The sequence below is a fragment of the Nocardia sp. NPDC057353 genome (genome assembly GCF_042667085.1).
In the GTDB taxonomy this organism is placed as follows: Bacteria; Actinomycetota; Actinomycetes; order Mycobacteriales; family Mycobacteriaceae; genus Nocardia.
Genome location: NZ_JBHVAK010000038.1, coordinates 26,798 through 47,808 on the forward strand (window position 1 = coordinate 26,798; position 21,011 = coordinate 47,808).

Here is a 21,011-nt window from a genome sequence, read left to right on the forward strand (position 1 = left end):
CTTGTCAACGCGATCAGCCGGTCGCGGTCGGATGACTCCGCGTACCTCGACACGATGTCGGTGCCCGGCTCTATCGTGGTCGGCATGCGCGACGGGGGTGGTTCGCAGTCCGAGCCGGAACCGGGCGGGGTGGCGAACCTCGACCTGTTCCGCTACTTGGCTGCGGAGGAGCGCGGCGATTACCTCGCGATCATGTCGCTGTTCACGGCGTCGCTACTCGCCGACATGTCGGCGGCGGCGGTGGCCGAGCAGTTGGCTGCGACGGGAACCCCGCTGCCCGCCGAGCTCGTGGAGGTCCGCTGCAAACAGCTCGTCCGCTGGGGGAATCTGATTCCGTCGCTGCGGGACGCCCGGGTCGGCACGGTGGCCGAGTACCTGCGGGCGCGCTCGCGCTACCAGGTCTCCACTCTCGGTGGCCGGGTGCACCGGAGCGCGCTGGAGATCATGGCCACCGCCGATGGGGCGCGCGAGGTCGCCCGCGAGCTGCTCGGCCGGATCGCGGATGCGCTCGCCGGGATCCCCGGCTTGCTGGACACCGCCGCGAGCGCGGAGCGGGACGAGCGCCTGGCGGGCATCGTGACGACGATCTTCAACAACCAGCGGCTGTTCACCGCGAGCGTCACCGACTTCTATGCCTACCTGTCCGGCGTGCTCTCCCGGTTCGACCTTGGCGGCGACGAGTACTCCCGGTTCAAAGAGCTGCTGCTGGACTACGTCGACCTGATCAATGCCGATGTCAACCGGCATGCTCCGCTGATCGCCCGTGCGCTCGACCGGGTGCTGCCCCGGATCGACGAGCTGCTTGCCGTCCTCGATGCGCTGCCGGGGCTGAGCCTCGGCGATGAGGTCGCGGTCGAGCGCTCGGCGGGCCGATCGCGCACGGACTGGACGCAGCTGCACCAATGGTATTCGGGGGCGGATTCGGGACCGGGGCAGCTGCGCAACGCCGCCGGTCAGGCGCTCGGACAGCTGATCGCCAATGCCAAGCGCATTCTCGACTCGTCCCGCACCGGGTACTCGCGCCGCGCCGACCTGCTGCGCCTGGCGAACTGGCTCGAGCACTCCGCGGACGACGAGGCGAGTCGGTTGTTCGCGGCGGCCTTCGGTGCCTGGCCGACCAGGCATCTCGGTCTCGGCCCGGACGAACCCGATCCGCGGGTGTCGCCCACGACATCGTGGAGCGCCGCCAATCCCATCGAGGTTCCGGTCTCGCTGCGCGAGCGCGGAAACCGGGTGTCGCGCGGCCGGGTGTCGCGGGTCCCCGATTCCAGCGCCGATCGCAGGATCGTCGAGGCCGCGGCCCGCGCCGAGGCGCAGCGGCACCGCGAAGCCGCCGCGGAGCTGCTCGCCTGCGGGAATCTCGACGGCGGGAGGCTCTCGGCGGCGGCCCGCACGGTCCTCCTCGACCTGCTGGCCAGGCTGCTGGCGGTGCGCACGGATTTCCCGGACGACATCATCCTCGTCGACCACGACCTGGGGCTGGTGGTCGCGGCCGTGGCGGGCGGGCACACCCGGGTGGAATCCCCGGACGGCACGTTGACCGTCGACGGGTACACGCTCTCCGTCCGACCGGTGGCGGAGGCGGGCGGCGCCACGGGTCTGCGAGTGGCCCGATGACCGGCGACACCGGCCGGGCCCAGTCGCTCGGCACCCGGTCGTACGAGGCGGCCGCGGTGCGCGAGGCCGCCCGCGTCCTGCTGGAGACGCCGATCGTGACGGCGGCGCGTGCCCCGGATTCGCTCGCGCTGATCCGGCGCCACGCGGCAGCGCTGCGCACGATGTTCGGCACCCAGCTCGGCTACCAGCTCGTCGTCGAGCCGGGATTCGCGCGGCTGGCCAAGTCACCGCCGGAAGCCGACGCCCCGCTGCGCAATCTCGCGCGTCGCAGCGGGATGCCGCTGGACGCCGCGACCTACACGCTCGTCGCGCTGGCCTGCGCGGCACTGCTGGCCCCCGGTGTCGGGGAGCAGATCCTGATCTCGCAATTGGTCGCCCAGATCCGTGCCGACGCCGCCGAACAGCAGATCGCGCTCTCCGACGGGCTGCCCGGGCGCAGGCGGCTGGTGGCCGCGCTCGGGGTGCTCATCGAATGGGGTGTGCTGACCGAGACCGACGGCACCGTCGCGCAGTGGGGTGACAGCCAGGACGGCGAGGGGCTGCTGACGGTGTGCAGGCCGTTGCTGCCGCACATCCTGGTCCGTTCGATCGGCCCGGCGGTTCGCCCCGGCGATGTGCTCGCCCCGGATGCCGGGGCGCCCCGCCAGCGGCTGCGGCGCAGGCTCACGGAGAATCCTGCGGTGCTGCGTGAGCACCTCAGCCAGGAAGAACTCGGCGTGCTCTCCAAGGAACGGAACGAGCTCGCCCGACTGCTCAACGACAACTTCGGCCTCACCCTCGAGGTCAGGGCCGAGGGCGCGCTGGCCTACGACCCGGCCGACGCACTGGGCGATATCGCCTTTCCCGGCCCCGGCACCGTCAAGCAGGCCGCGCTGCTGCTCATCGGCGAGCTCGCCGATCGGGGCGACGGCGAGTACTTCCCGTTCGATCTCGTCGATACCGTGCTCGGCACGCTGATCGAGCGGCACCGGCGGATCTGGAAGGCCGAGTACGGCGCGGCTCCGGACCGGCTCCGCGAGGATATCGTCGAGCTGCTGCGGTCGCTGTCTCTCGCCGAACGGCACGACGGCGGGCTACGACTGCTACCGCCCGCCCATCGGTATCGGCCGCGGATCACCGTGACCACGCAGCTCACCCTCGAGGTGCAGGGGGAGAAATCGCCGTGAACGCCACTCCGGTCAAACACTTCGAGGAGCGCTGGCGGCTCGTCCGCGCGGGCGTCGTCAATGTCTGGCACTACCTGGACACCGAGTTCGCCATCTCCGGTGGCAGGCTCATCCTGCGCGGCGCGAACGGCTCCGGGAAGTCGCGGGCACTGGAGATGCTGCTGCCGTTCCTGTTCGACGCGGACCGGCGGCGGATGGACGCGACCGGCTCACAGAAGGTCAGCCTCGACGAACTGATGCGCACCGGCGCCCGCGGCCAGACCAATCGGATCGGGTACCTGTGGCTCGAGCTCGCGCGCCCCGACGGCTATCTCACGCTCGGCGCGCACATCAGGTACAGCGCATCGGCACACCGCTCGGAGGTGCAGTTCTTCGTCACCGGCAAACGGGTCGGCGCGGAGCTGCCGCTGCTCGACGACCGGCAGGTGCTCTCCAGGGAACGGCTGCGCGACCTGATCGGCGCCGACGCGCTGACCGACGCCGAGCAGCATCGGGAGCACGTCCGCGCCCGGGTGTTCGGGCTGCGCGGCGACGGTGACCGGGACCGGTTCACCGGGCTGATCCAACTGCTGCACACGCTGCGCTCCCCCGATGTCGGCAACCGGATCGACGAGGGCAAGCTCCCGCAGATCCTCTCCGACGCGCTGCCACCGCTGAACGAGCGGACCCTGGAAGCGGCGGGCGAAAGGCTGGACGGGCTGACCGCCACCCGGCTGGCGCAGGAGCAGCTGGCCGGAACCCTGGAGCAGGTCAGGCGCTTCCACGCGGTCTATACCGCGGGTATGCCGCCGGCGTGCTCACCCAGAGCGCCGCAGCGCTGCGGACGGCGGCCACCGGCCTCATCGAAGCCCGGCGTACCCGCGATGAACTCGCCGGTACGCGCGATGGATTCGAGGCGGCCGAGAGCGCCGCCGACATCGAGGTGACCGAGCTGACCGCGACCGAGGCCGAGTTGCAGGACGCCATCACCGCGCTGCGTGAACGTCCGCTCTTCGACGACCTGAAAGACCTGGAGCAGTACGAGTCGACGGTGGCCGCGCTGCGTAACGGGGCGGAGCAGGGCCTCGGCACCGCGCGGCGTTCGCGGAAGGCCGAGGAGGCCGCCGCGCAGCGGTACGCCGACGCCGCGACGGGGTTGCGCGAGGCCGCAGCCGACGCGGGCGCGGCACTGCGGGAGGCGATGGCCGCGCTCACCGCCGCCGATCTCCCGCACGGCAGGTTGCCCGGCTCGATCGGGGTGGAATCCACCGGCGAGGAGCAGACCATCGACGCCGTCATGGACTCCCTCGACCAGGCGCCGATCCCGATCACCCGCCCGCGGGCGGCGGTATGCACGCTCGTCCCCGGCGATCTCACCGAGACGCGGGCGGGTGCGGAGGCGTCGCACCGGGCGGCCGCCGACCGGCGGGACAAGGCCGACAGGCGGGTGCGGGAGGCACGGCGGCTCGACGACGAGCACCGCCGGATCCGAGGTCTGGAGGATGTCGCCGCGGACCGGGAGGACAGCGCCGACCAGGCGGCGGCGCGGGCTGAGGCCGACGCCACGGCCAGGGATCAGCTCGCCGTCGAGATCAACCGCGGCTGGCGCGACTGGCTCGCCGCACCGGGCACCACCCGGTTGCTGCCGAAGGTGGACCGCGCGCACCCCGTCCTCGCCGCGCTACTCGCCGATCCCGAGGCGCTCTGCGGCGATGCCGACGATGCGCAGCTCACCGCGCTGGACACTCTGGCGGCCGAGTTCGCGCAGCCGGTCAGGGACGAGCTCGTCGGGCGCTCGGCCGCGATCACGCTCCAGGTCGAGCGGCACCGCGTCGGCATGCGGACGCTGCGGGAGCGGCGAGTGCGGCTGCTGGCCGCCGAGGACCCCGAACCACCGGCGGCGCCGTGGCAATCCACCGGCCGCGGCATTCCGCTCTGGCGGGCTATCGATTTCCGCGACGAAACGGACGAATCCGAGCGCGCGGGAATCGAGGGCGCGCTGCTCGCCGCCGGGCTGCTGACCGCCTACTGCACCACCGAGGGCGAACTGCATGCCGACGACGGCGAAGTCCTGCTGCGCGCGGGCCGGCAGGCCGCCACCACACCGCTCTCCCTGGTACTGCGGCCCGATCCCGCCGCACCGGAGGCGACCACCGCGGTCGAGCAGATTCTGGCCGCGGTCGGGTGGCGGGATCCGGACGCGGTGACCGCCATCGCCGGGAATGGCAGCTGGCGCAACGGCATGCTCAGCGGCAGGCACCACCCGCCCGCTGCACGCCACATCGGTGCCACCGCCAGAGCCGCGGCGCGCCGCGCCGAACTGCTCGAGATCGAGCGCGAGCTGGATGAGATCGCCGCCGCGATCGAGGAACTCGAGACCGAAGAGCTGGAGCTGCGTGGCCGCCGCGATGAGCTGGACAGCCTGGTACGCAACGCACCGCGCTCGCAGAAACTGGTGGCCGCCAGGCAGCACGCGCGAACGCAGGAAGGCCACGCGAGCCGGCTGCGCGCCGAAGCGGTCACCGCCAGGGCGGACGCCACCGCGCACCGTGCGGCATGGAGCGCGGCCGAGCGCGAACACCGCGCGCTGTGCGAGGGATTCGGTCTCCCCGCCGAGCTCGACGACCTCCTCCGGTCGCGCGATGGGTGCGAGACCGCTCGCGCCGCCTGCGCCGCGCTGGAGCGGAGCTGCCGGGACGCCGAACGGCAACGTACCGCGGCGGGCAGCGCCTACCAGCGGCTCCTCGACAGCCGCACCCAGCGGGCGGAGGACGAGGCGACCGCGGCCCACGGGCGCGACCTGTGGCAACGCGAAGCCGTCAAGCTGGAGGCGCGCCGGGAAGCGCTCGAGCTCCCGCTGCAGCAGCTGAACGCCGAGATTGCGAACAGCGAAGGTGAACTCGGGCGCACGCGAGTCAAGCTCGGCGCGGCGACCGCCCGCCGCGACGAGTCGCGCAACAGGAAGGTCCAGGCCACCTCCGACCACCGCCTCGCCGAGGTGGCCGTGCGCGACGGCGCCGCGGCGCTGCGCCGGGCGGCCGAACTCCTCGACGCGCGGCTGCGGCTCCCCGGACTGACCGCCGCCGCGACCGATACCGCGCTCGCCCCGATTCCCGACCTGCAGGACGCGGCGGCCTGCGTCGACACCGCGGACGCGATCATCGCCCGCCTGAGCGGTCACAAGGCGACGACCGACGCGCAATTGGGAAACGCACTCGCCCGCTTCGGCGCCGACACCTCGGGTCAGCTCGACATCTCGCAGATCGACGGGCCCGGCGTGATCCTGGTGCACATCGAGGGCGCCGAGCACCACCACGACCTCCCCGCGGTATTGGCGCACCTCACCGACAAGGTCGAGCGCGGCCGGACCGCGCTGACCGAGCGGGAACGCGAGGTCTTCACCGAGTTCATCCTCGGCAATGTCACCGACGAGCTGCGCCGCCGCGTGCTGCAGGCCGGGCAGCTCGTCGACGCGATGAATGCCAGCCTGGTCCACACCAGGACCAGTCACAACATCGGCGTGCGGCTCCGCTGGGAACTGAACGACGCCGACCCCGAGCTGCGCAGGCTCATGGAGCTCGTCGGCAAGGCTGACGAACTGCGTCCGGACGACGACAGCGAGGAGCTGGTCGCGCTGGTCCGGGCGCGGGTGGAGCGGCTGCACGCCGCCGACGCCGCCGCCGGGTACGCCGCCCACCTGCGGGAAGCACTCGACTACCGCTCCTGGCACGCGGTCGAGGTCACCATCCTCGGCCCGGAGCAGGGGCAGACCAGGAAGATCTCGCGGCGCGCCAAGATCTCCCAGGGCGAGACCCGCTTCGTCTCGTACGTGACGCTCTTCGCAGCCGCCGACGGCTACCTCTCGGGGCTCCCCGATGCCGCGGGCGCACTGCGCCTCGTCCTGCTCGACGACGCCTTCGCCAAGGTCGACGAGCGGGCGATCGGCGAGCTCATGGGGCTGCTGGTCCGGTTGGACATCGACTTCGTGATGACCGGCCACGCGCTGTGGGGTACCGTCCCCGAGGTGCCCGCGCTGGACATCTACGAGATCCGCCGGATGGGCGACAGCTGCGTCGTCCCCACCCACATCCACTGGGACGGACGCAACAAACACTTCCTCGCCACGGTGAGCCGCTGATGGCCCTCCCGCCGCGTGCTCGCGAATTCCTCGCCGCACCGAGCCTGGACGAATTCTGGGCGAAACTGCGCGAACGGCTGGAACGCACCGGTCACGCCATCACCGGCACGGTCCGGGCGGATCTCGATTCCGACGCGGCGGAGCGAATTTCAGGTCTGCTCGGGCGCCGGGTGGCCCCCGGCAGGCGCACCGTGTCGATCTCCGAACTCGACGCGGCGCTGCGGCACAGCGCCGCCGGTACCGGGCTGGTCACCGTGCTCGCCGAGCTGACCGGCGGCCCGCTGCGCGATCGCCCCTCGGAGCGGCTGGCTCGCCGGGACACCGTGAGCGCGCTGTGGACCGAGGTCGAGCGGGTGCTCGAGGACACCGGCCTGGCGGCGGCGCCCTGGGCCGAGGCGTGGAAGCAGTGGCTGCGCAGCACCGGTCTGCTGCTGCGCGCCGCCGCTCCCGAGCACGCCGAATTCGCTACCGCCGCGAACGCTGTGGCGCTCGCGCTGGACCAGCGGCAGCCGCCTCGGATGCTCGGCCAGCTGGCCACCGACGTGGCCGGTGACGCACACGCGCTGGACAGCGACCGGCTCGCAGGCCGCTTGGCGATCCGCGCTCTGAGCCTGGCCTTCGACCGGCCCGACCCGCTCACCCCCCGCGACCGCAGCACGCTGTGGCAGCTCGCGGGCATCACCGTCGACGCGGTCTCCGGCACCGTCCTCACCTGGGGGCTGCGCCCGCCCGGGCGCGATCAGTGGTCGGTGATGCTCCGCACCCGTACCGAGCTGGGCCTGGTCACCCACCTCACACTCGCTGAACTCTCCGCCTACCCCATCCCGCTGACCGCCCCGGATGTCGCCGTCGCCGCGTGCGAGAACCCGCAGGTTCTCCAGCGCGCGGCAGAGAGCGCAGTACCGTCGCCGCTCGTCTGCTTCAGCGGCAATCCGTCCGCTGCCGGCATCGCGCTCGCCGAACGTGTCCGCATCCGTTACCACGGCGACTTCGACTGGCCCGGCATCGGCATCGCCGCCCGGCTGCATGCCATCGGCGCCGAGCCGTGGCGGATGTCCGCCGACGACTACCTCGCCGCCATCGACTCCGGCGTGCATCGGCTCCCGCTCACCGGTCAGCAGGCACCGACTCCATGGGATCCCGAACTCGCACCGATCATGCACCGCACCGGGCTCGTCGTGCACGAGGAGTCCCTGCTAAATGTGCTGCTCATGGACCTTCGATGATCCTCGACCTTCGGTTCGCCGACCGTCAGAGATCGTCGGGCAACAGGCGAACGGCGGAATGGTTGAAATCGGGGTGATCGCACGACAATCGCGACGGGCGAGTGTCAGCGCACGTCCGCCGTCTCATATCGCTCCGCCACGGAGACGTTGACCGCGTCGGCGAGGTCCAGCTCGGCCATCACGAGCGGCGAGACGACTGTCCGTGCAGCTTGCTGTAGCGCCATGCGCGCGGTTGGAATGCCCCGGATCGGAGGTGTTGCAGGCAGCGACCAGACCTGAGGTGTCCCCGACGACGATCATCCGGCGTCGGAGCCGGAATCGGTGATCCCGTCACGCACGGCGCTGTCGACTTCCTCCGTGGTTACCGCGTGCCCATAGTCGAGAACCGGAACGTCCCAGGCGTCATCCCACCTGCGAGTGCGGACCGCGGCCAGGTGAAAGGCCTCGCGGAAGTACTCGGACTCCGGCCGGCCCTCGCGGGCTGCGGCGAGTTTCATCGGGGCGAGATCCGACTCATCGACCATCACTCTTGGCGCCCGATCGTCTGCGGCTGGGCCGTGCCGACAGGCCGCAATATCAAGGCACCACTCGTAACGATCCGGGAATCGACGGCTTCGGTGGCACCGGCTCGAGCATCGACTCGGGCCGCAGGATCCGAGTATCCGAGTCCAGGTCGAACAGCTGGTCGTACCGGTGACTCCGCACCGACTGCACTGCCGTGTTTCCCACAATGAAGACGTAGAAGACCGGAAGCTGTCGCTCGGTCCGATCGAACCCAGGGATCCCCGACCAGCAGTAACCGGAAAGCTCGGCTGCTCGATTGATTCGTTCCGGATCGGAACCGCCGTAGACAGCGATCATCCGATCCCAATCTGCATTCCAACCGGCGGCGGCGGTCACTTCGGCCATCGATACCGGCCCACTCATGGACGAGAGTTCCCGAACGGTCCGTTCCAGAGCCACCGAAGACCCCAGGGGCTCCGCGGGCGAATCCACAGCGAAGCTCCCGCTGCACACGGGAGCGGGGTCGCTGCTTCCACAGGCCACCGACAGCACTGTTACGGTCACCGCGATCCCTGTCGTGACAAGCTTCCGCATCTCAATTCGCTCCCGGGAGAGGAATGTCGACGGGGGAAGGCGATTCAGTCTGTCCGACACCCACCCGGTTGCTCCATTCGATCTGCCGATCACCGTTGACGACGATCGCCTCACCGCTGTCGATCTTCTGCTGGACGAGTCTCCCGAGTTCCTCCGGAGACGCATCGGGATTCTCCGTGGCAACCTGTCGGCCGAGCTGATTGTTGTAGAGGTCCATGGCTTCTCGAGCGGGAGCGTTACCACCGACCCCTTCATGCGACGAGGCGAACTGGGCTGTCCATTCCTCGCCGTAGCGTTGCGTCATGAGCGCGTTCCAATACATGTGGCGGTAGGCGTCACCGTGGCCGTCTGCTTCCGCCGTCGGGTCCGGGTATGCCGATCGTGCCGCCTCTTCGGCCTGCGATCTGATGTCGAAGAAATCGTAGATTTCCTTGGCACCGTCCGGTTGCGCTGCTATCAGACCCAGCAGGGACGCCTCCTCGGGAGTCATCAGCGTCGGCTGGAACGACGGATCGAGTGTCCGAATGCTGTCGAGCAGCGTGCCGGAGGGCCACAGTTGCGCCCCGTCGTCGGACGGCGAGACCTGATACTCGGCGAGGATTCGGGCGAGTTCTGGGTCGACCGGTTGAGCGGTCGCTCCTCGCTGGACATCGTCGGCCAGTTCTTCCAGCCAGCGCCTGATGGCTTCGGCCCCCTCCTCGTCCGTCTCTTGAATTCGCCGCAGAGCCGATCTGATCGTCAAGGTCAGGAATTGTTCGTAGCCCTCCTTCTCCGTCAGACCGGCGGGGCCGAAAGAAGCCAGAACTTCGAGGTTGGACATGCGGGAATCCACACCGCCGTCGTCACGAACAAAGAGGTCGTACTCGGACTCCTCCGCCTCGGCCTTCTTCTCTCTGATGACATCGATGTAACCGATCAGGGAGGCGATCTGCTTGTAGATCTCCTGTTGGACGCCGACCATCACTTCCTTCGATCGGCGTGCGTTGTCCCGATCCTGGGCAGCGCGGATGCGTGCGGCGTCGCCGGCGGCGCCCGTCCAGAAGTCGTACGAGTTGTCGATGGCCACAGCGGCACTGTGCGTCAGCGCATCGAGCTCTTGCGCTTTCTCTTTGAGTTTGTCGGCCACGCGAAGGGCGGGACGTGGATCCCAGCCCAGAACCGCCGGGACAGTAATCGCGTCGACGTATCCTCCCCCACTCACCGCGGCACTGTCCCATCGATCCCGGCCGCACCGGCGGCCTCTTGCTGCAGGAAGTTGTCGACGGCACGGTTGGTGAGGTCAGAAAATTCGAGCAAGCGATCCGCATGGTAGGTGATCACCTTTTCCAATGCGGTCGCAGTCGCATCGACGACTCGGCCTATTTCGGCCGACTGTAGAGTCGGCTCTGCCTCGACGCCGTCGGCCAGCGGATTCAGCTCACGAATACTGTCGCCGATTCTGCGTACGGAATCGGCCAATTCCCGGGCTCGGCCCGGATCTAGTACCAGATCGCTCATTTACGCCCCCCTTGTTCTATCGCTGTCAGATCGTACCTGCGCATTGCGAGCAGCTCAGCCGGTGGCGATCAGGCCAGCTCTTCGATCTTTGCCGCCAGCTCGGCCCCGGTAAGCGGCTCCCGGGCGATGACCGCGATCGTGTCGTCCCCGGCGATCGTCCCCACGATCCACGGCAGCGCCGCGCGATCCAGCGCGCTCGCGAGATAGTGCGCGGCGCCAGGCGGGGTGCGGAGGACCGCTAGATTCCCGCTGGCGTCGGTGGAGACGAGCAGGTCGCCGAGGAGTTTGGAGAGGCGGTCGGTGCCGCCGGTGACGCCGCGGACGGGGCTGCCGTCCTCGGGGACGACGTAGACGCCCGCTCCCCCGTCGGCGGCGCGGAGCTTCACGGCGCCGAGCTCGTCGAGGTCGCGGGAGAGCGTCGCCTGGGTGGTCTCGATGCCCTCGGCGGCGAGCAGGGCGGCGAGTTCGCCCTGGCTGCGGACGGGATTGGCGGCGAGGAGTTCGATGATGCGGGATTGCCGTCCGGCCCGGGTCCGCGCGATGGCGGGGCCCCGGCCGGACTGGCTTCGGGGAACGCTCACTGTCGGGCCTGTTTCTCCAGGAGCCAGACGAGGAGCGCCTTCTGGGCGTGCAGGCGGTTCTCGGCCTCGTCCCAGACGGCGCTGTGCGGGCCGTCGAGGACCTCGTCGGTGATCTCCTCGCCGCGGTGGGCGGGGAGGCAGTGCAGGACAACGGCTTCGGGAGCAGCCAGCGCGAGCAGGGCGGCGTTGATCTGGAAGGGGCGGAAGGGGCCGATGCGGTCGAGGCCGTCGTTCTCCTGGCCCATGCTGGTCCAGGTGTCGGTGACCAGGACGTCGGCGCCGGTGGCGGCGGCGATCGGGTCGTCGGTGACGAGCACGCTCGCGCCGGTCTCGGCGGCGCGCTTCGTCGCCGCGGCGACCACCTCGGGCGCCGGGACGAAGCCGGTGGGGGCGGCGATCACCACGTTCAGCCCGGCCGTCACGCCACCGAGGAGCAGGGAGTGCGCCATGTTGTTGGCGCCGTCGCCGAAGTAGGCGAGGGTGCGGCCGGAGAGCGTGCCGAACCGTTCGCGCAGGGTGAGCAGGTCGGCGAGGACCTGGCAGGGGTGGAATTCGTCGGAGAGGGCGTTGACGATCGGGACGCTCGCCGCGGCGGCCATCTGCTCGAGGCGGGCCTGGGCGAAGGTGCGCCAGACGACGGCGTCGACGTAGCGGGAGAGGACGCGGCCGGTGTCGGCGAGGGTCTCTTCGCGGCCGAGTTGGGTGTCGCGGCCGTCGACCACGACGGCGTGGCCGCCGAGCTGGGCGATGCCGACCTCGAAGGAGAACCGCGTGCGGGTGGAGTTCTTCTCGAAGATCACGCCGACGCCGCGCGGGCCATCGAGCGGCCTGCGGGAGAACGGCGCGGTCTTGAGGTTCGCTGCCAGCGTGAGGATCTCGGCCTGCTCGGCAGGGGTGAGGTCGTCGTCGCGGAGGAAGTGGCGGAGACCGGCGGCAGGCACGGCACCTGCCTCGGTCGCGGAGCCTGCGGCCGACATGCTCCCCGCCGCGGAAGCGATGCCGGCAGCCGAGGCGGCGGCGCCGATCGGCGTCACCGACCCGCCCTCGATAGATTCCGACATCACGCTTCCTCCTCGGCATCGGCGGCGGCGGCATCCAGGATCGCAGGTAGGTCCGCGACGAAGCTGTCCGCCTGGGTTTCGGTGAGCACGAGCGGCGGGGCGAGCCGGATGGTGTCCGGCTTGGGGGCGTTCACCAGGTAGCCGGCCTCGCGGGCGCGGGCCTCGACCAAGCCGGAGATACCCCGCTTCAGCCCGATGCCGAGCAGCAGCCCGGCGCCGCGCACGTGGTCGACCTCGGGGTGGTCGAGCAGCTCGATGCCGTCGACGAGCCGCTTGCCCACCGACTCGACGTGCGCGAGCAGCCCCTCCTCGTCGATCGTGCGCAGCACGGCGACGGCGGCGGCGGCGCAGACGGGGTTGCCGCCGAAGGTGGTGCCGTGCGCGCCCGGCTGGAGCAGGTCGGCGGCGGCGCCGCGGGCCAGGACGGCGCCGATGGGGAGGCCGCCGCCGAGGCCCTTGGCCAGGGTGATGACATCCGGGACGATGCCCGCGGTGTGGTGGGCGTAGAAGGCGCCGGTGCGGCCGATGCCGGTCTGCACCTCGTCCAGGATGAGCAGGGCGCCGCGCCGGGAGGTGATCTCGCGGGCCTTGGCGAGGTAGTCGATGGGCGGGACGATGACGCCGCTCTCGCCGAGGATCGGTTCGAGCACGACGGCGGCAGTGTGCTCGTCGACGGCGGCGTCCAGTGCGGCGGCGTCACCGTACGGGATGTGCCGCACGCCGGGCGGCATGGGCGCGAAGGGCTCCCGCTTGGCGGGCTGGCCGGTGAGCGCCAGCGCGCCCATGGTCCGGCCGTGGAACGCCTCCTCGCAGGCGACGATGTTCGGCCGCCCGGTCAACCGCGCGATCTTGAACGCGGCCTCGTTGGCCTCGGCGCCGGAGTTGCAGAAGAACGCGCGCCCCTCGCCGAACTGGGCGAGCAGCCGTTCGGCGAGCTCGATCACCGGCTCGCTGACGTACAGGTTGGAGACGTGGCCGAGCGTCCCGAGCTGCTGGGTCACCGCGGCCAGGATGGCGGGGTGTGCGTGGCCGAGGCTGTTGACCGCGATGCCGCCGAGGAAGTCGAGGTAGCGGTTGTCGTCGGCGTCGTAGACGACCGCGCCCGCGCCGCGGACCAGCGCGATCTTGGGGGTGCCGTAGTTGTTCATCAGGGCGGTGTTCCACCGGCCCTGCAGGTCGGCCGAGCTCATATCGTCTCCTCGGGGGTCACCATGGTGCCGATTCCTTCTCCGGTGAACAGTTCCAGCAGCACCGAGTGCGGGACCCGGCCGTCGATCACGTGCGCGGTCGGGACGCCGCCCTGCACGGCGCGCATGCAGGCCTCCATCTTGGGGACCATGCCCGCGTCCAGGCCGGGCAGCAGCGCGGCCAGGGCGGCGGCGCCGATCTCGGTGATGAGCGAGGAGCGGTCCGGCCAGTTCGTGTAGAGCCCCTCGACGTCGGTGAGGACCACCAGTTTCTCGGCGCCGATGCCCTCGGCGAGCGCGGCGGCGGCGGTGTCGGCGTTGATGTTGTGCACCACGCCGTCGGCGTCGGGGGCGATGGTGGAGACCACCGGGATGCGGCCCGCGTCGATGAGGTCGAGGACGGCGTCGGGGTTGACCTCGGTGACGTCGCCGACCAGGCCGATGTCGGTGGCCTCGCCGTCCACCAGCACGGTGCGGCGGGTGGCGGTGAAGAGCCCGGCGTCCTCGCCGGAGATTCCGACGGCGTACGGGCCGTGCGCGTTGATCAGCCCGACCAGTTCGCGGCCGACCTGCCCGAACAGCACCATCCGCACCACGTCCATGACCTCGGGCGTGGTCACCCGGAAGCCGCCGCGGAACTCGCCCTGCAAGCCGAGCTTGCCGAGCATGGCGGTGATCTGCGGGCCGCCGCCGTGCACCACGACCGGGTGCACGCCGACGGTGCGCAGGAAGGCCATGTCGGCGGCGAAGGCGCGCTTGAGCTCGTCGTCGACCATGGCATTGCCGCCGTACTTGACCACGACGACCTTGTCCCGGAACTTCTGCAGCCAGGGCAGCGCCCCGGCCAGCACGTGCGCCTTGTCCAGCGCGCTGAGGTCGTGCGCGAGCCCGGTCATGAGCTGTAGGCCGAGTTCTCTTCGACGTAGCCGTGCGAGAGGTCGGTGGTGCGGATGGTGGCGGTGCCGTCGCCGAACCCCAGGTCCACCACGACCTCGATATCGGTGCCGGAGAGGTCGACCTCGCGGGCGCCGGGCACGCCGGCGCCGTCCACGCAGACCTGTTTCCCGTTGAAGGACACCGTGATCCGCTCGTGCTCCAGGGTCACCGGGGCCATGCCGACGGCGGCGAGCACCCGGCCCCAGTTCGGGTCGGAGCCGAAGAGCGCGGTCTTGACCAGGCTGTCCCTGGCGATGGTGCGGGCGGCGACCAGCGCCTCGTCCTCGTCCAACGCGCCGGTGACGGTGATCAGCACCCGCTTGGTGACGCCCTCGGCGTCGGCCATGAGCTGGGCGGCCAGGTCGTCGCAGACGGCGAGCACGGCTTCGTCCAGCTCCTCCTGCGACGGCGTGACCTCGCTGGCGCCGTTGCCGAGCAGCAGCACGGTGTCGTTGGTGGAGCAGGAGCCATCCACGTCGAGGCGGTCGAAGGTGCGCGCGGTGGCCTTGCGCAGCGCGGCGTCCAGTTGCTCGGCGCTGACCGCGGCGTCGGTGGTGAGCACGACCAGCATGGTGGCGAGCGAGGGGGCGAGCATGCCCGCGCCCTTGGCCATGCCGCCCACGTTCCACTTGGAACGGTGGTGGTAGGCGGCCTCCTTCGGCACGGTGTCGGTGGTCATGATGGCGTGCGCGGCGTCGGTGCCGCCGGAGAGCCCGCCGCCCATCTCGTGCACGATCTCGGTGATGGCCGGGACGATCTTGTCCATCGGCAGCCGGTCGCCGATCAGCCCGGTGGAGCAGACGGCGATCTCGCCCGCGCCGGTCTCGGTGCCCCAGCTGCTCAGCGCGGCGGCCAGCTCCTCGGCGGTGCGGTGCGTGTCCTGGAAGCCGCCGGGGCCGGTGCAGGCATTGGCGCCGCCGGAGTTCAGGATGACCGCGCGCAGCCTGCGGGCGGTGAGCACCTGCTGCGACCACAGCACCGGCGCGGCCCTCACCTTGTTACGGGTGAACACCCCGGCGGCGGCGTACTCCGGGCCCTCGTTGAAGACCAGGGCCAGGTCCGGCTTGCCGCTGGCCTTGATCCCGGCCGCGATCCCGGCGGCGCGGAAGCCGAGCGGCGCGGTCACCCCCTGGGTGCGGACCAGCCTGCCTGCTTCGGTCGTCGTCACGGTGCCACTCCTACGGTGGGAAGCCCGGCGGTCTCGTCGAAACCGACGGCGAGGTTCATGGACTGCACCGCGGCGCCCGCGGTGCCCTTGGTCAGGTTGTCGATCGCGCCGATCACCACGAGCAGTCCGGCGTCGGCGTCGACGGCCACCTGCAGGGTGACGGCGTTGGAGCCGAGCACGGCGCCGGTCGAGGGCAGCGCGCCCTCGGGCAGCAGGTGCACGAAGGGCTCGGCGGCGTAGGCCTTCTCGTAGGCGGCGCGCACCTGCGCGAGGTCGGCGCTGGTGGGGGCGGTGCAGGTGGCGAGGATGCCGCGCGGCATCGGGGCGAGCACCGGGGTGAAGGAGACGGCGACGGGGGTGCCCGCGGCGGCGCTCAGATTCTGCGCGATCTCCGGGGTGTGGCGGTGCGTGCCCGCGATGCCGTAGGCGCGGGCCGAGCCCATGACCTCGGAGCCGAGCAGCCCGACGTCGAGTTTCCGTCCGGCGCCGGAGGTTCCGCTCACCGCGACCACGTTCACGGTGGGCTCGGCGAGCCCGGCGGCGAAGGCGGGGGCGAGCGCCAGGCTGGCGACGGTCGGGTAGCAGCCGGGGACCGCGATCCGGCGGGCGCCACGCAGCCGCTCCCGGTTGTCGCCGAGCTCGGGCAGGCCGTAGGGCCAGGTGCCAGCGTGCTCGCCGCCGTACCAGCGCTGCCAGGCGGCGGCGTCGTGCAGCCGGAAGTCGGCGCCGCAGTCGATGATCACGGTGGACTCGGGGAGGGTGTTCGCCAGCGCGGCGGACTGGCCGTGCGGCAGGCCGAGGAAGACCACGTCGTGCCCGGCCAGCTCGTCCACGGTGGTGGGGGTGAGCACCCGGTCGGCGAGCGGGAGCAGGTGCGGTTGCAGCGAGCCGAGCGGCGCGCCCGCATTGGAACCCGCGGTCAGCGCCCCGATCTCGAGGCGCCCGCGTCGGTACTCGGGGTGTTCCAGCAGGAGCCGCAGGACCTCACCGCCCGCGTACCCGCTCGCTCCGGCAACCGCGACCCGCAGGGCCCCGTTCGAGGAATCAACCATGTGATGATTATGCACGACTGTGCAAGCTCATTCACGGTGGGGCTTGCTCCCAGGGTACCCAGGAGTGGTACGCGCGCTCAGTTCTTCACCTCGACCCGCTCCCCCTTTCCCGGCTTCCACACCGTGATCTCCAGGCGGCCCGCCACCAGCTCGACGGTGGAGCCGCCGGTCAGCCGGTCGGCGACGAAGAAGTGGTCGAATTCCTCGCCGCGCGCGTCGAAGCCGCTCTCCTCGAAGAGGTGCTGCAGAAAGCGGGTGTGCAGCTCCCGGTCGGGCAGGTCGGTGACGGTGCCGAAGAGCTTGGCGTCGCCGTCGCCGACCATCGGGTCGGCGGTGGCGGTGTGCAGGCAGAAGCGCGGGTCGCGGGCCAGGTCGGCGAACTTGCGGGTGTGCGGCATGCCCGCGAGTACCAGCAACCCCTCGAAGACGCGCGGCTCGATCGGGCTGATCCGCGGCGAGCCGTCGGCGCGCAGGGTGCCGAGCAGGCAGAGGTTGCCGGTGGCGCGGTGCCTGCGGGTGAAGACCTCGGCGACGCGCGGGGCTTCCGCGAGGAATCGGTTCCAGGTGGTCATGGGGCCGACGGTACGACCGCTTGTTGACACCCGCTGTCAAGGTTTTCCGGATAGTGTCGGTCGATGCGCGCGAGCCGACTCCTCCGCCTGCTGCTGCTCCTGCAGACCAGGGGCCGGTGTACCGCGTCCCAGTTGGCGGCGGAGCTGGAGGTGTCGGTGCGCACGGTGTACCGGGACGTGGACGCGCTCTCCGCGTCCGGGGTGCCGGTCTACACCGAGCCGGGGCGCGCGGGCGGGATCCGGTTGCTGGACGGGTACCGCACCCGGATCACCGGGCTGAACCCCGACGAAGCCGACGCGGTGCTGCTGGCCGGGCAGCCGGGGGCGGCCGCCGACCTCGGGCTCGGGACCGTGCTGGCTACGGCGCAGCTCAAGGTGCTGGCCGCGCTGCCGCCGGAGCTGCGCGGGCGGGCCACTCGGATCGCCGAGCGGGTGCACGTGGACGCGGCAGGGTGGTTCCATCGGCCGGATCGGACGCCTGCGCTGGCTGTTGTCACCGAGGCGCTGTGGGCGGATCGGCTGCTGGAGATCGGGTACGAGCGCGGGGACGGGCTGGTGCGGCGCCGGGTCGGGCCGCTCGGGCTGGTGCTCAAGGCGGGTGTCTGGTACCTGGTCGCGCTGACAGGCGGGTCGGTGCGGTCGTACCGGGTCGGGCGGATCGCGGAAGCGGTCGATACCGGCGAGATATTCACCCGGCCCGGCGATTTCGACCTTGCCGCGCACTGGGAGCGGGCGGCGGGCGAGTTCGCCAGGGCCATGCTGCGGGTGACCGCGCGCTGCCGGATCGATGCGGGGCAGTTGTCGCTGCTGCGGCTCGGGTTCGAGCCCGCCGCGGTGGCGGATGCCGTCGCCTCGGCGGGTGAGCCGGATGCCGAGGGGTGGGTGACGGTGACGGTGGCGGCGGAGTCGTACGAGGTGATGGCGCACGGGTTGCTGCCGGTGGGGGCTTATGCGGAGGTGCTGGAGCCTGCTGAGCTGCGCGGGGTCATGGCCGAGACGGCGGCGGCGATGGCGCGCCGTTACGAGTCCAGGGGACCCGGGACGGTCACCGCCTGAGCCGCCTTGCCCGCCGTCACAGCGCGATGGTTGCCGACTCTTCCGGCGTCCAGTCCAGCATCGACGCCATGGCGCCGAGCTGCGCGCTCGCCGGGGTGCGGCGCATGGCGGCGTTGCGGAGCGCGACCAGCGGCCGCGCCGAGAGCTGCCCCGCCCGGCCCATGCGCCGCGCCCTGGCGACGATCCGCTGGGTCCGCGGGCGGCGCGCGGCGTCGTAGCGGCGCAGGTCGCCGTCGCCTGCGAGGATCGCGCCGAGCGTGACCGCGTCCTCCAGGGCCTGGCAGGCGCCCTGGCCGAGGTCGGGGGTCATGGCGTGGGCGGCGTCGCCGATCAGGGCGATCCGGCCCGCGGTGAAGCGCGGGAGGGCGGGGAGGTCGTAGATGTCGTGGCGCAGGACCGCGGCCGGGTCGGCGGCGGCCAGCAGCATCGGGATGGGGGCGTGCCAGCCGGCGAAGCGCTCCCCGAGCTCGGCGAGGCCGCCGTCCGGTGCGCCCGCCGGGGCGTTCGCGGTGGCGAAGCAGTAGACCCGGCCGCCCGCGAGCGGCGCGAAGCCGAAGCGCTGCCCGCGCCCCCAGCTCTCGCCGAACTCGGTGACCGGCTCGGGTGGCGCCACCACCGTGCGCCACGCGGTGTAGCCCGCGTAGCGTGGCTCGACCTCGCCCGCCACCGCGCGCCGCACCACGCTGCGGATGCCGTCCGCGCCGACCACCAGTTCGGCATCGCGCTCCCCCGCCGTGGTGACCACTCGCCCGGACTCGTCCGCCGCCGTCACTCGGATCCCGGTCCGCAATACCCCATCGGGTAGGGCGCCCCGCAGGATCGCCATGAGCTCGGCCCGGTGCACCACGATCGGCTCCCCGAATCGCTCCTGCAACGCGGCCGCGTCGACTCCGAGCAGCAGCCGCCCGGCGGAGTCCCGGATCCCGCCGGAGGCATCGGTGACCGCGCGCGCCCGCACCTCAGCCCCGACCCCGAGCGCATCCAGCGCGCGAATCGCATTCGGCCACAGCGAGAGCCCCGACCCGACGACGGCCTGCTCCGACACCCGCTCCAGCACCACCGGCCGCTTCCCGGCCCGCAGCACCGCCAGCGCCGTCGCCAGCCCGCCGATTCCGCCTCCGACGATCAGCACCTCGTCCATCCGACTCACTCCTTTCGAGCACTACTTGTGTAGTGGAATCTACTACACAAGTAGTGCCGAGCACTACCCCTGTAGTATTCCGGTGTGACCGGCAAACGCACCCTCGTGCTCGACACCGCTCTCCGACTGCTCGGCGAACGCGGTCCCCGCCCGCTCACGCACCGGGCGGTCGACGAGGCCGCCGGGCTTCCGCCCGGTTCGACCTCGAACTACTTCCGCACCCGGGCCGCCCTGCTCATCGGCATCACCGGACGTCTGGAGGAGCGCGACCGCGCCGCCTTCGACCGCGCCCCCGCACCGCGCGACCCGGCCGAACTGGTCGACCTGCTCGGCGCCCTCCTCCGGCACGCCGTCACCGCCGACGAGCAGGCCACTCTCGCCCGCTACGCCCTCATACTGGAGGCCCGCGAACTCCCCGACGTGTGGGAGGCGATGCGCGCCGGTCACCTCCGCCTCACGACCTGGCTCGCCGGGCACCTGCGCGCGGCCACCGGCGACCCCGGCATCCCGGAGTCCGCGGTCCGCCCGCTCGTCGACTACCTGGACGGCTTCGCCCTGCACCACGCCCTGATCGGCGGTTTCGACACCGCCACGGTGACGTCGACGCTGCGCACCCTGGTCGCTGCCGCGAGCGGCCGCACCGGGTGAACAGCGCCACCGGCAGGCGCCGTTCCGCTCTGGGATCATCGAGTCGGCGGTGGACGGTAGTGGCGATGGGGGAACGCGGATGACGACGCTGCGGCGATTCTGGATCGAGTTCGAACCGGGCAAACAACTCTGGTGGCTGTCGGAGGGCGTCGGCGTGACCGGATTCGACGTGCGGGATTGCCTGGCGATGGTGGCCGAGTTGTCCATCGATGGACCGCTGCCACCGGTGCACCGAATCACAGTCGATATTTCACTGGCCGAACCGCTGCCGGTGCGTAGTGGCCGCATCGGCGTCCCCGTGTGGCGAGGCGTGTGGTACCCACCCCGGAACCTCGCGACCGGGCCGGTACACGATATCGACCGGAGAGGTGCGCCCTTCGACTATCCGGCACCTGTCACACAGCCGCGCCGAGCGCGAGTCGATCGAATCCTGGGCACGAACAACCCGTGGTGGCACGAGATCCCGCACATCGACCACCTGCTGTGGCCGCTGGTGCAGATGCACTACGCGTGTCGCGGCCGTGGCATGCGGCAGAGTGCCCCGGTGGTGCGCGACCGTTGCGTCGCCGATCCGACCTATGGGGACATGATGCGCGAAGCCCTCGACTTCATGATCGCGTGGCAGCCGACGCCGGAGGAATGGTTCGACCCGACCGAAACCAGGTTCGCCGATCGACGGGACCTGGACGAGTACCTGGGAGCCTTCCGCGACTACGTTTCCGGCGAGCGCACGGAGCCGATCTATCCGCCGGGCAGCGAGCCGCTGTCCCCCGAAGAGGCGGTCCGGCGAGCGATGCGGGTTCTGGTCATCGGTCCCCCGGAACCACTCGATCCTCCCACCGAATCCGCGGGGTAGGTCCGAACAATCGTGTGCCGAACGGTGTCCGG

Annotated in this window: 20 protein-coding genes; 8 read left to right on the top strand and 12 right to left on the bottom strand. The window is 71.2% G+C overall.

The features are described 5' to 3' along the window. Positions 1 to 84 precede the first annotated feature (84 nt). The 5 genes from ACFUUZ_RS20185 (at position 85) to ACFUUZ_RS20205 (ending at position 8,126) form a co-directional block, all read left to right on the top strand. Positions 85 to 1,617 (top strand): TIGR02677 family protein, encoded by a 1,533-nt coding sequence (locus ACFUUZ_RS20185; protein WP_378698337.1) that lies wholly within the window; start codon positions 85 to 87, stop codon positions 1,615 to 1,617. Continuing rightward, positions 1,614 to 2,783 (top strand): TIGR02678 family protein, encoded by a 1,170-nt coding sequence (locus ACFUUZ_RS20190; RefSeq protein WP_378698339.1) that lies wholly within the window; start codon positions 1,614 to 1,616, stop codon positions 2,781 to 2,783. Before ACFUUZ_RS20185 ends, ACFUUZ_RS20190 begins: the two co-directional genes overlap by 4 nt. Further along, positions 2,780 to 3,709 (top strand): hypothetical protein, encoded by a 930-nt coding sequence (locus ACFUUZ_RS20195; RefSeq protein ID WP_378698340.1) that lies wholly within the window; start codon positions 2,780 to 2,782, stop codon positions 3,707 to 3,709. The genes ACFUUZ_RS20190 and ACFUUZ_RS20195 overlap by 4 nt, the downstream gene beginning before the upstream one ends. A gap of 2,624 nt (positions 3,710 to 6,333) precedes the next feature. Continuing rightward, positions 6,334 to 6,900: an SbcC/MukB-like Walker B domain-containing protein gene (locus ACFUUZ_RS20200; RefSeq protein WP_378698395.1), complete on the top strand. Its 567-nt coding sequence runs from the start codon at positions 6,334 to 6,336 to the stop codon at positions 6,898 to 6,900. Further along, a complete protein-coding gene (locus ACFUUZ_RS20205; protein ID WP_378698342.1) occupies positions 6,900 to 8,126 on the top strand; it encodes a TIGR02679 family protein in 1,227 nt (408 codons plus the stop codon). The genes ACFUUZ_RS20200 and ACFUUZ_RS20205 overlap by 1 nt, the downstream gene beginning before the upstream one ends. Positions 8,127 to 8,422: 296 nt before the next feature. Here the strand turns inward: ACFUUZ_RS20205 and ACFUUZ_RS20210 are convergent, their stop codons facing one another. The 11 genes from ACFUUZ_RS20210 to ACFUUZ_RS20260 all read right to left on the bottom strand — a co-directional run bounded on the left by ACFUUZ_RS20210 (position 8,423) and on the right by ACFUUZ_RS20260 (position 17,278). After that, positions 8,423 to 8,650 (bottom strand): CopG family transcriptional regulator, encoded by a 228-nt coding sequence (locus ACFUUZ_RS20210; protein WP_378698343.1) that lies wholly within the window; start codon positions 8,648 to 8,650, stop codon positions 8,423 to 8,425. Between the two features lie 52 nt (positions 8,651 to 8,702). Beyond that, the gene (locus tag ACFUUZ_RS20215) at positions 8,703 to 9,035 is read right to left on the bottom strand and encodes a hypothetical protein (protein WP_378698345.1); all 333 of its coding nucleotides are present in this window, start codon (positions 9,033 to 9,035) and stop codon (positions 8,703 to 8,705) included. A gap of 190 nt (positions 9,036 to 9,225) precedes the next feature. After that, entirely contained in the window at positions 9,226 to 10,350 is a 1,125-nt protein-coding gene (locus tag ACFUUZ_RS20220) for a DUF6973 domain-containing protein (RefSeq protein ID WP_378698347.1), read from the bottom strand. A 71-nt stretch (positions 10,351 to 10,421) separates the two neighbouring features. Next, entirely contained in the window at positions 10,422 to 10,721 is a 300-nt protein-coding gene (locus ACFUUZ_RS20225) for a hypothetical protein (RefSeq protein WP_378698349.1), read from the bottom strand. A 68-nt stretch (positions 10,722 to 10,789) separates the two neighbouring features. Further along, entirely contained in the window at positions 10,790 to 11,302 is a 513-nt protein-coding gene (locus ACFUUZ_RS20230; RefSeq protein ID WP_378698351.1) for an arginine repressor, read from the bottom strand. After that, positions 11,299 to 12,279 carry an ornithine carbamoyltransferase gene (gene argF / locus ACFUUZ_RS20235; protein WP_378698397.1) on the bottom strand — a complete coding sequence of 327 codons (981 nt, stop codon included), beginning with the start codon at positions 12,277 to 12,279 and terminating at the stop codon, positions 11,299 to 11,301. Before argF ends, ACFUUZ_RS20230 begins: the two co-directional genes overlap by 4 nt. Positions 12,280 to 12,362: 83 nt before the next feature. Next, positions 12,363 to 13,553, bottom strand: a complete 1,191-nt coding sequence (locus tag ACFUUZ_RS20240; protein ID WP_378698353.1) for an acetylornithine transaminase — start codon at positions 13,551 to 13,553, stop codon at positions 12,363 to 12,365. Beyond that, the gene (gene argB, locus ACFUUZ_RS20245; RefSeq protein ID WP_378698355.1) at positions 13,550 to 14,446 is read right to left on the bottom strand and encodes an acetylglutamate kinase; all 897 of its coding nucleotides are present in this window, start codon (positions 14,444 to 14,446) and stop codon (positions 13,550 to 13,552) included. The genes ACFUUZ_RS20240 and argB overlap by 4 nt, the downstream gene beginning before the upstream one ends. Continuing rightward, a complete protein-coding gene (gene argJ / locus ACFUUZ_RS20250) occupies positions 14,443 to 15,654 on the bottom strand; it encodes a bifunctional glutamate N-acetyltransferase/amino-acid acetyltransferase ArgJ (protein ID WP_378698357.1) in 1,212 nt (403 codons plus the stop codon). Before argJ ends, argB begins: the two co-directional genes overlap by 4 nt. Further along, positions 15,651 to 16,706, bottom strand: coding sequence for an N-acetyl-gamma-glutamyl-phosphate reductase (gene argC, locus ACFUUZ_RS20255; protein WP_378698358.1), 1,056 nt, complete (start codon positions 16,704 to 16,706; stop codon positions 15,651 to 15,653). The genes argJ and argC overlap by 4 nt, the downstream gene beginning before the upstream one ends. 77 nt (positions 16,707 to 16,783) lie before the next feature. Beyond that, positions 16,784 to 17,278, bottom strand: a complete 495-nt coding sequence (locus ACFUUZ_RS20260; protein WP_378698360.1) for a pyridoxamine 5'-phosphate oxidase family protein — start codon at positions 17,276 to 17,278, stop codon at positions 16,784 to 16,786. Between the two features lie 63 nt (positions 17,279 to 17,341). Here ACFUUZ_RS20260 and ACFUUZ_RS20265 point away from each other — a divergent pair, with 63 nt between their 5' ends. Then, entirely contained in the window at positions 17,342 to 18,334 is a 993-nt protein-coding gene (locus ACFUUZ_RS20265; protein WP_378698362.1) for a helix-turn-helix transcriptional regulator, read from the top strand. Positions 18,335 to 18,350: 16 nt separating this feature from the next. On the opposite strand, the gene ACFUUZ_RS20270 is transcribed toward ACFUUZ_RS20265, so the two are convergent. Then, on the bottom strand, positions 18,351 to 19,475 hold the full coding sequence (locus ACFUUZ_RS20270) for an FAD-dependent monooxygenase (protein WP_378698364.1): 1,125 nt from the start codon (positions 19,473 to 19,475) through the stop codon (positions 18,351 to 18,353). Positions 19,476 to 19,559: 84 nt separating this feature from the next. Between ACFUUZ_RS20270 and ACFUUZ_RS20275 the strand changes: the two genes are divergently transcribed. Further along, on the top strand, positions 19,560 to 20,123 hold the full coding sequence (locus tag ACFUUZ_RS20275) for a TetR/AcrR family transcriptional regulator (protein ID WP_378698366.1): 564 nt from the start codon (positions 19,560 to 19,562) through the stop codon (positions 20,121 to 20,123). Positions 20,124 to 20,202: 79 nt separating this feature from the next. After that, positions 20,203 to 20,979, top strand: coding sequence for a hypothetical protein (locus ACFUUZ_RS20280; protein WP_378698368.1), 777 nt, complete (start codon positions 20,203 to 20,205; stop codon positions 20,977 to 20,979). The last annotated feature ends 32 nt before the right edge of the window (positions 20,980 to 21,011 follow it).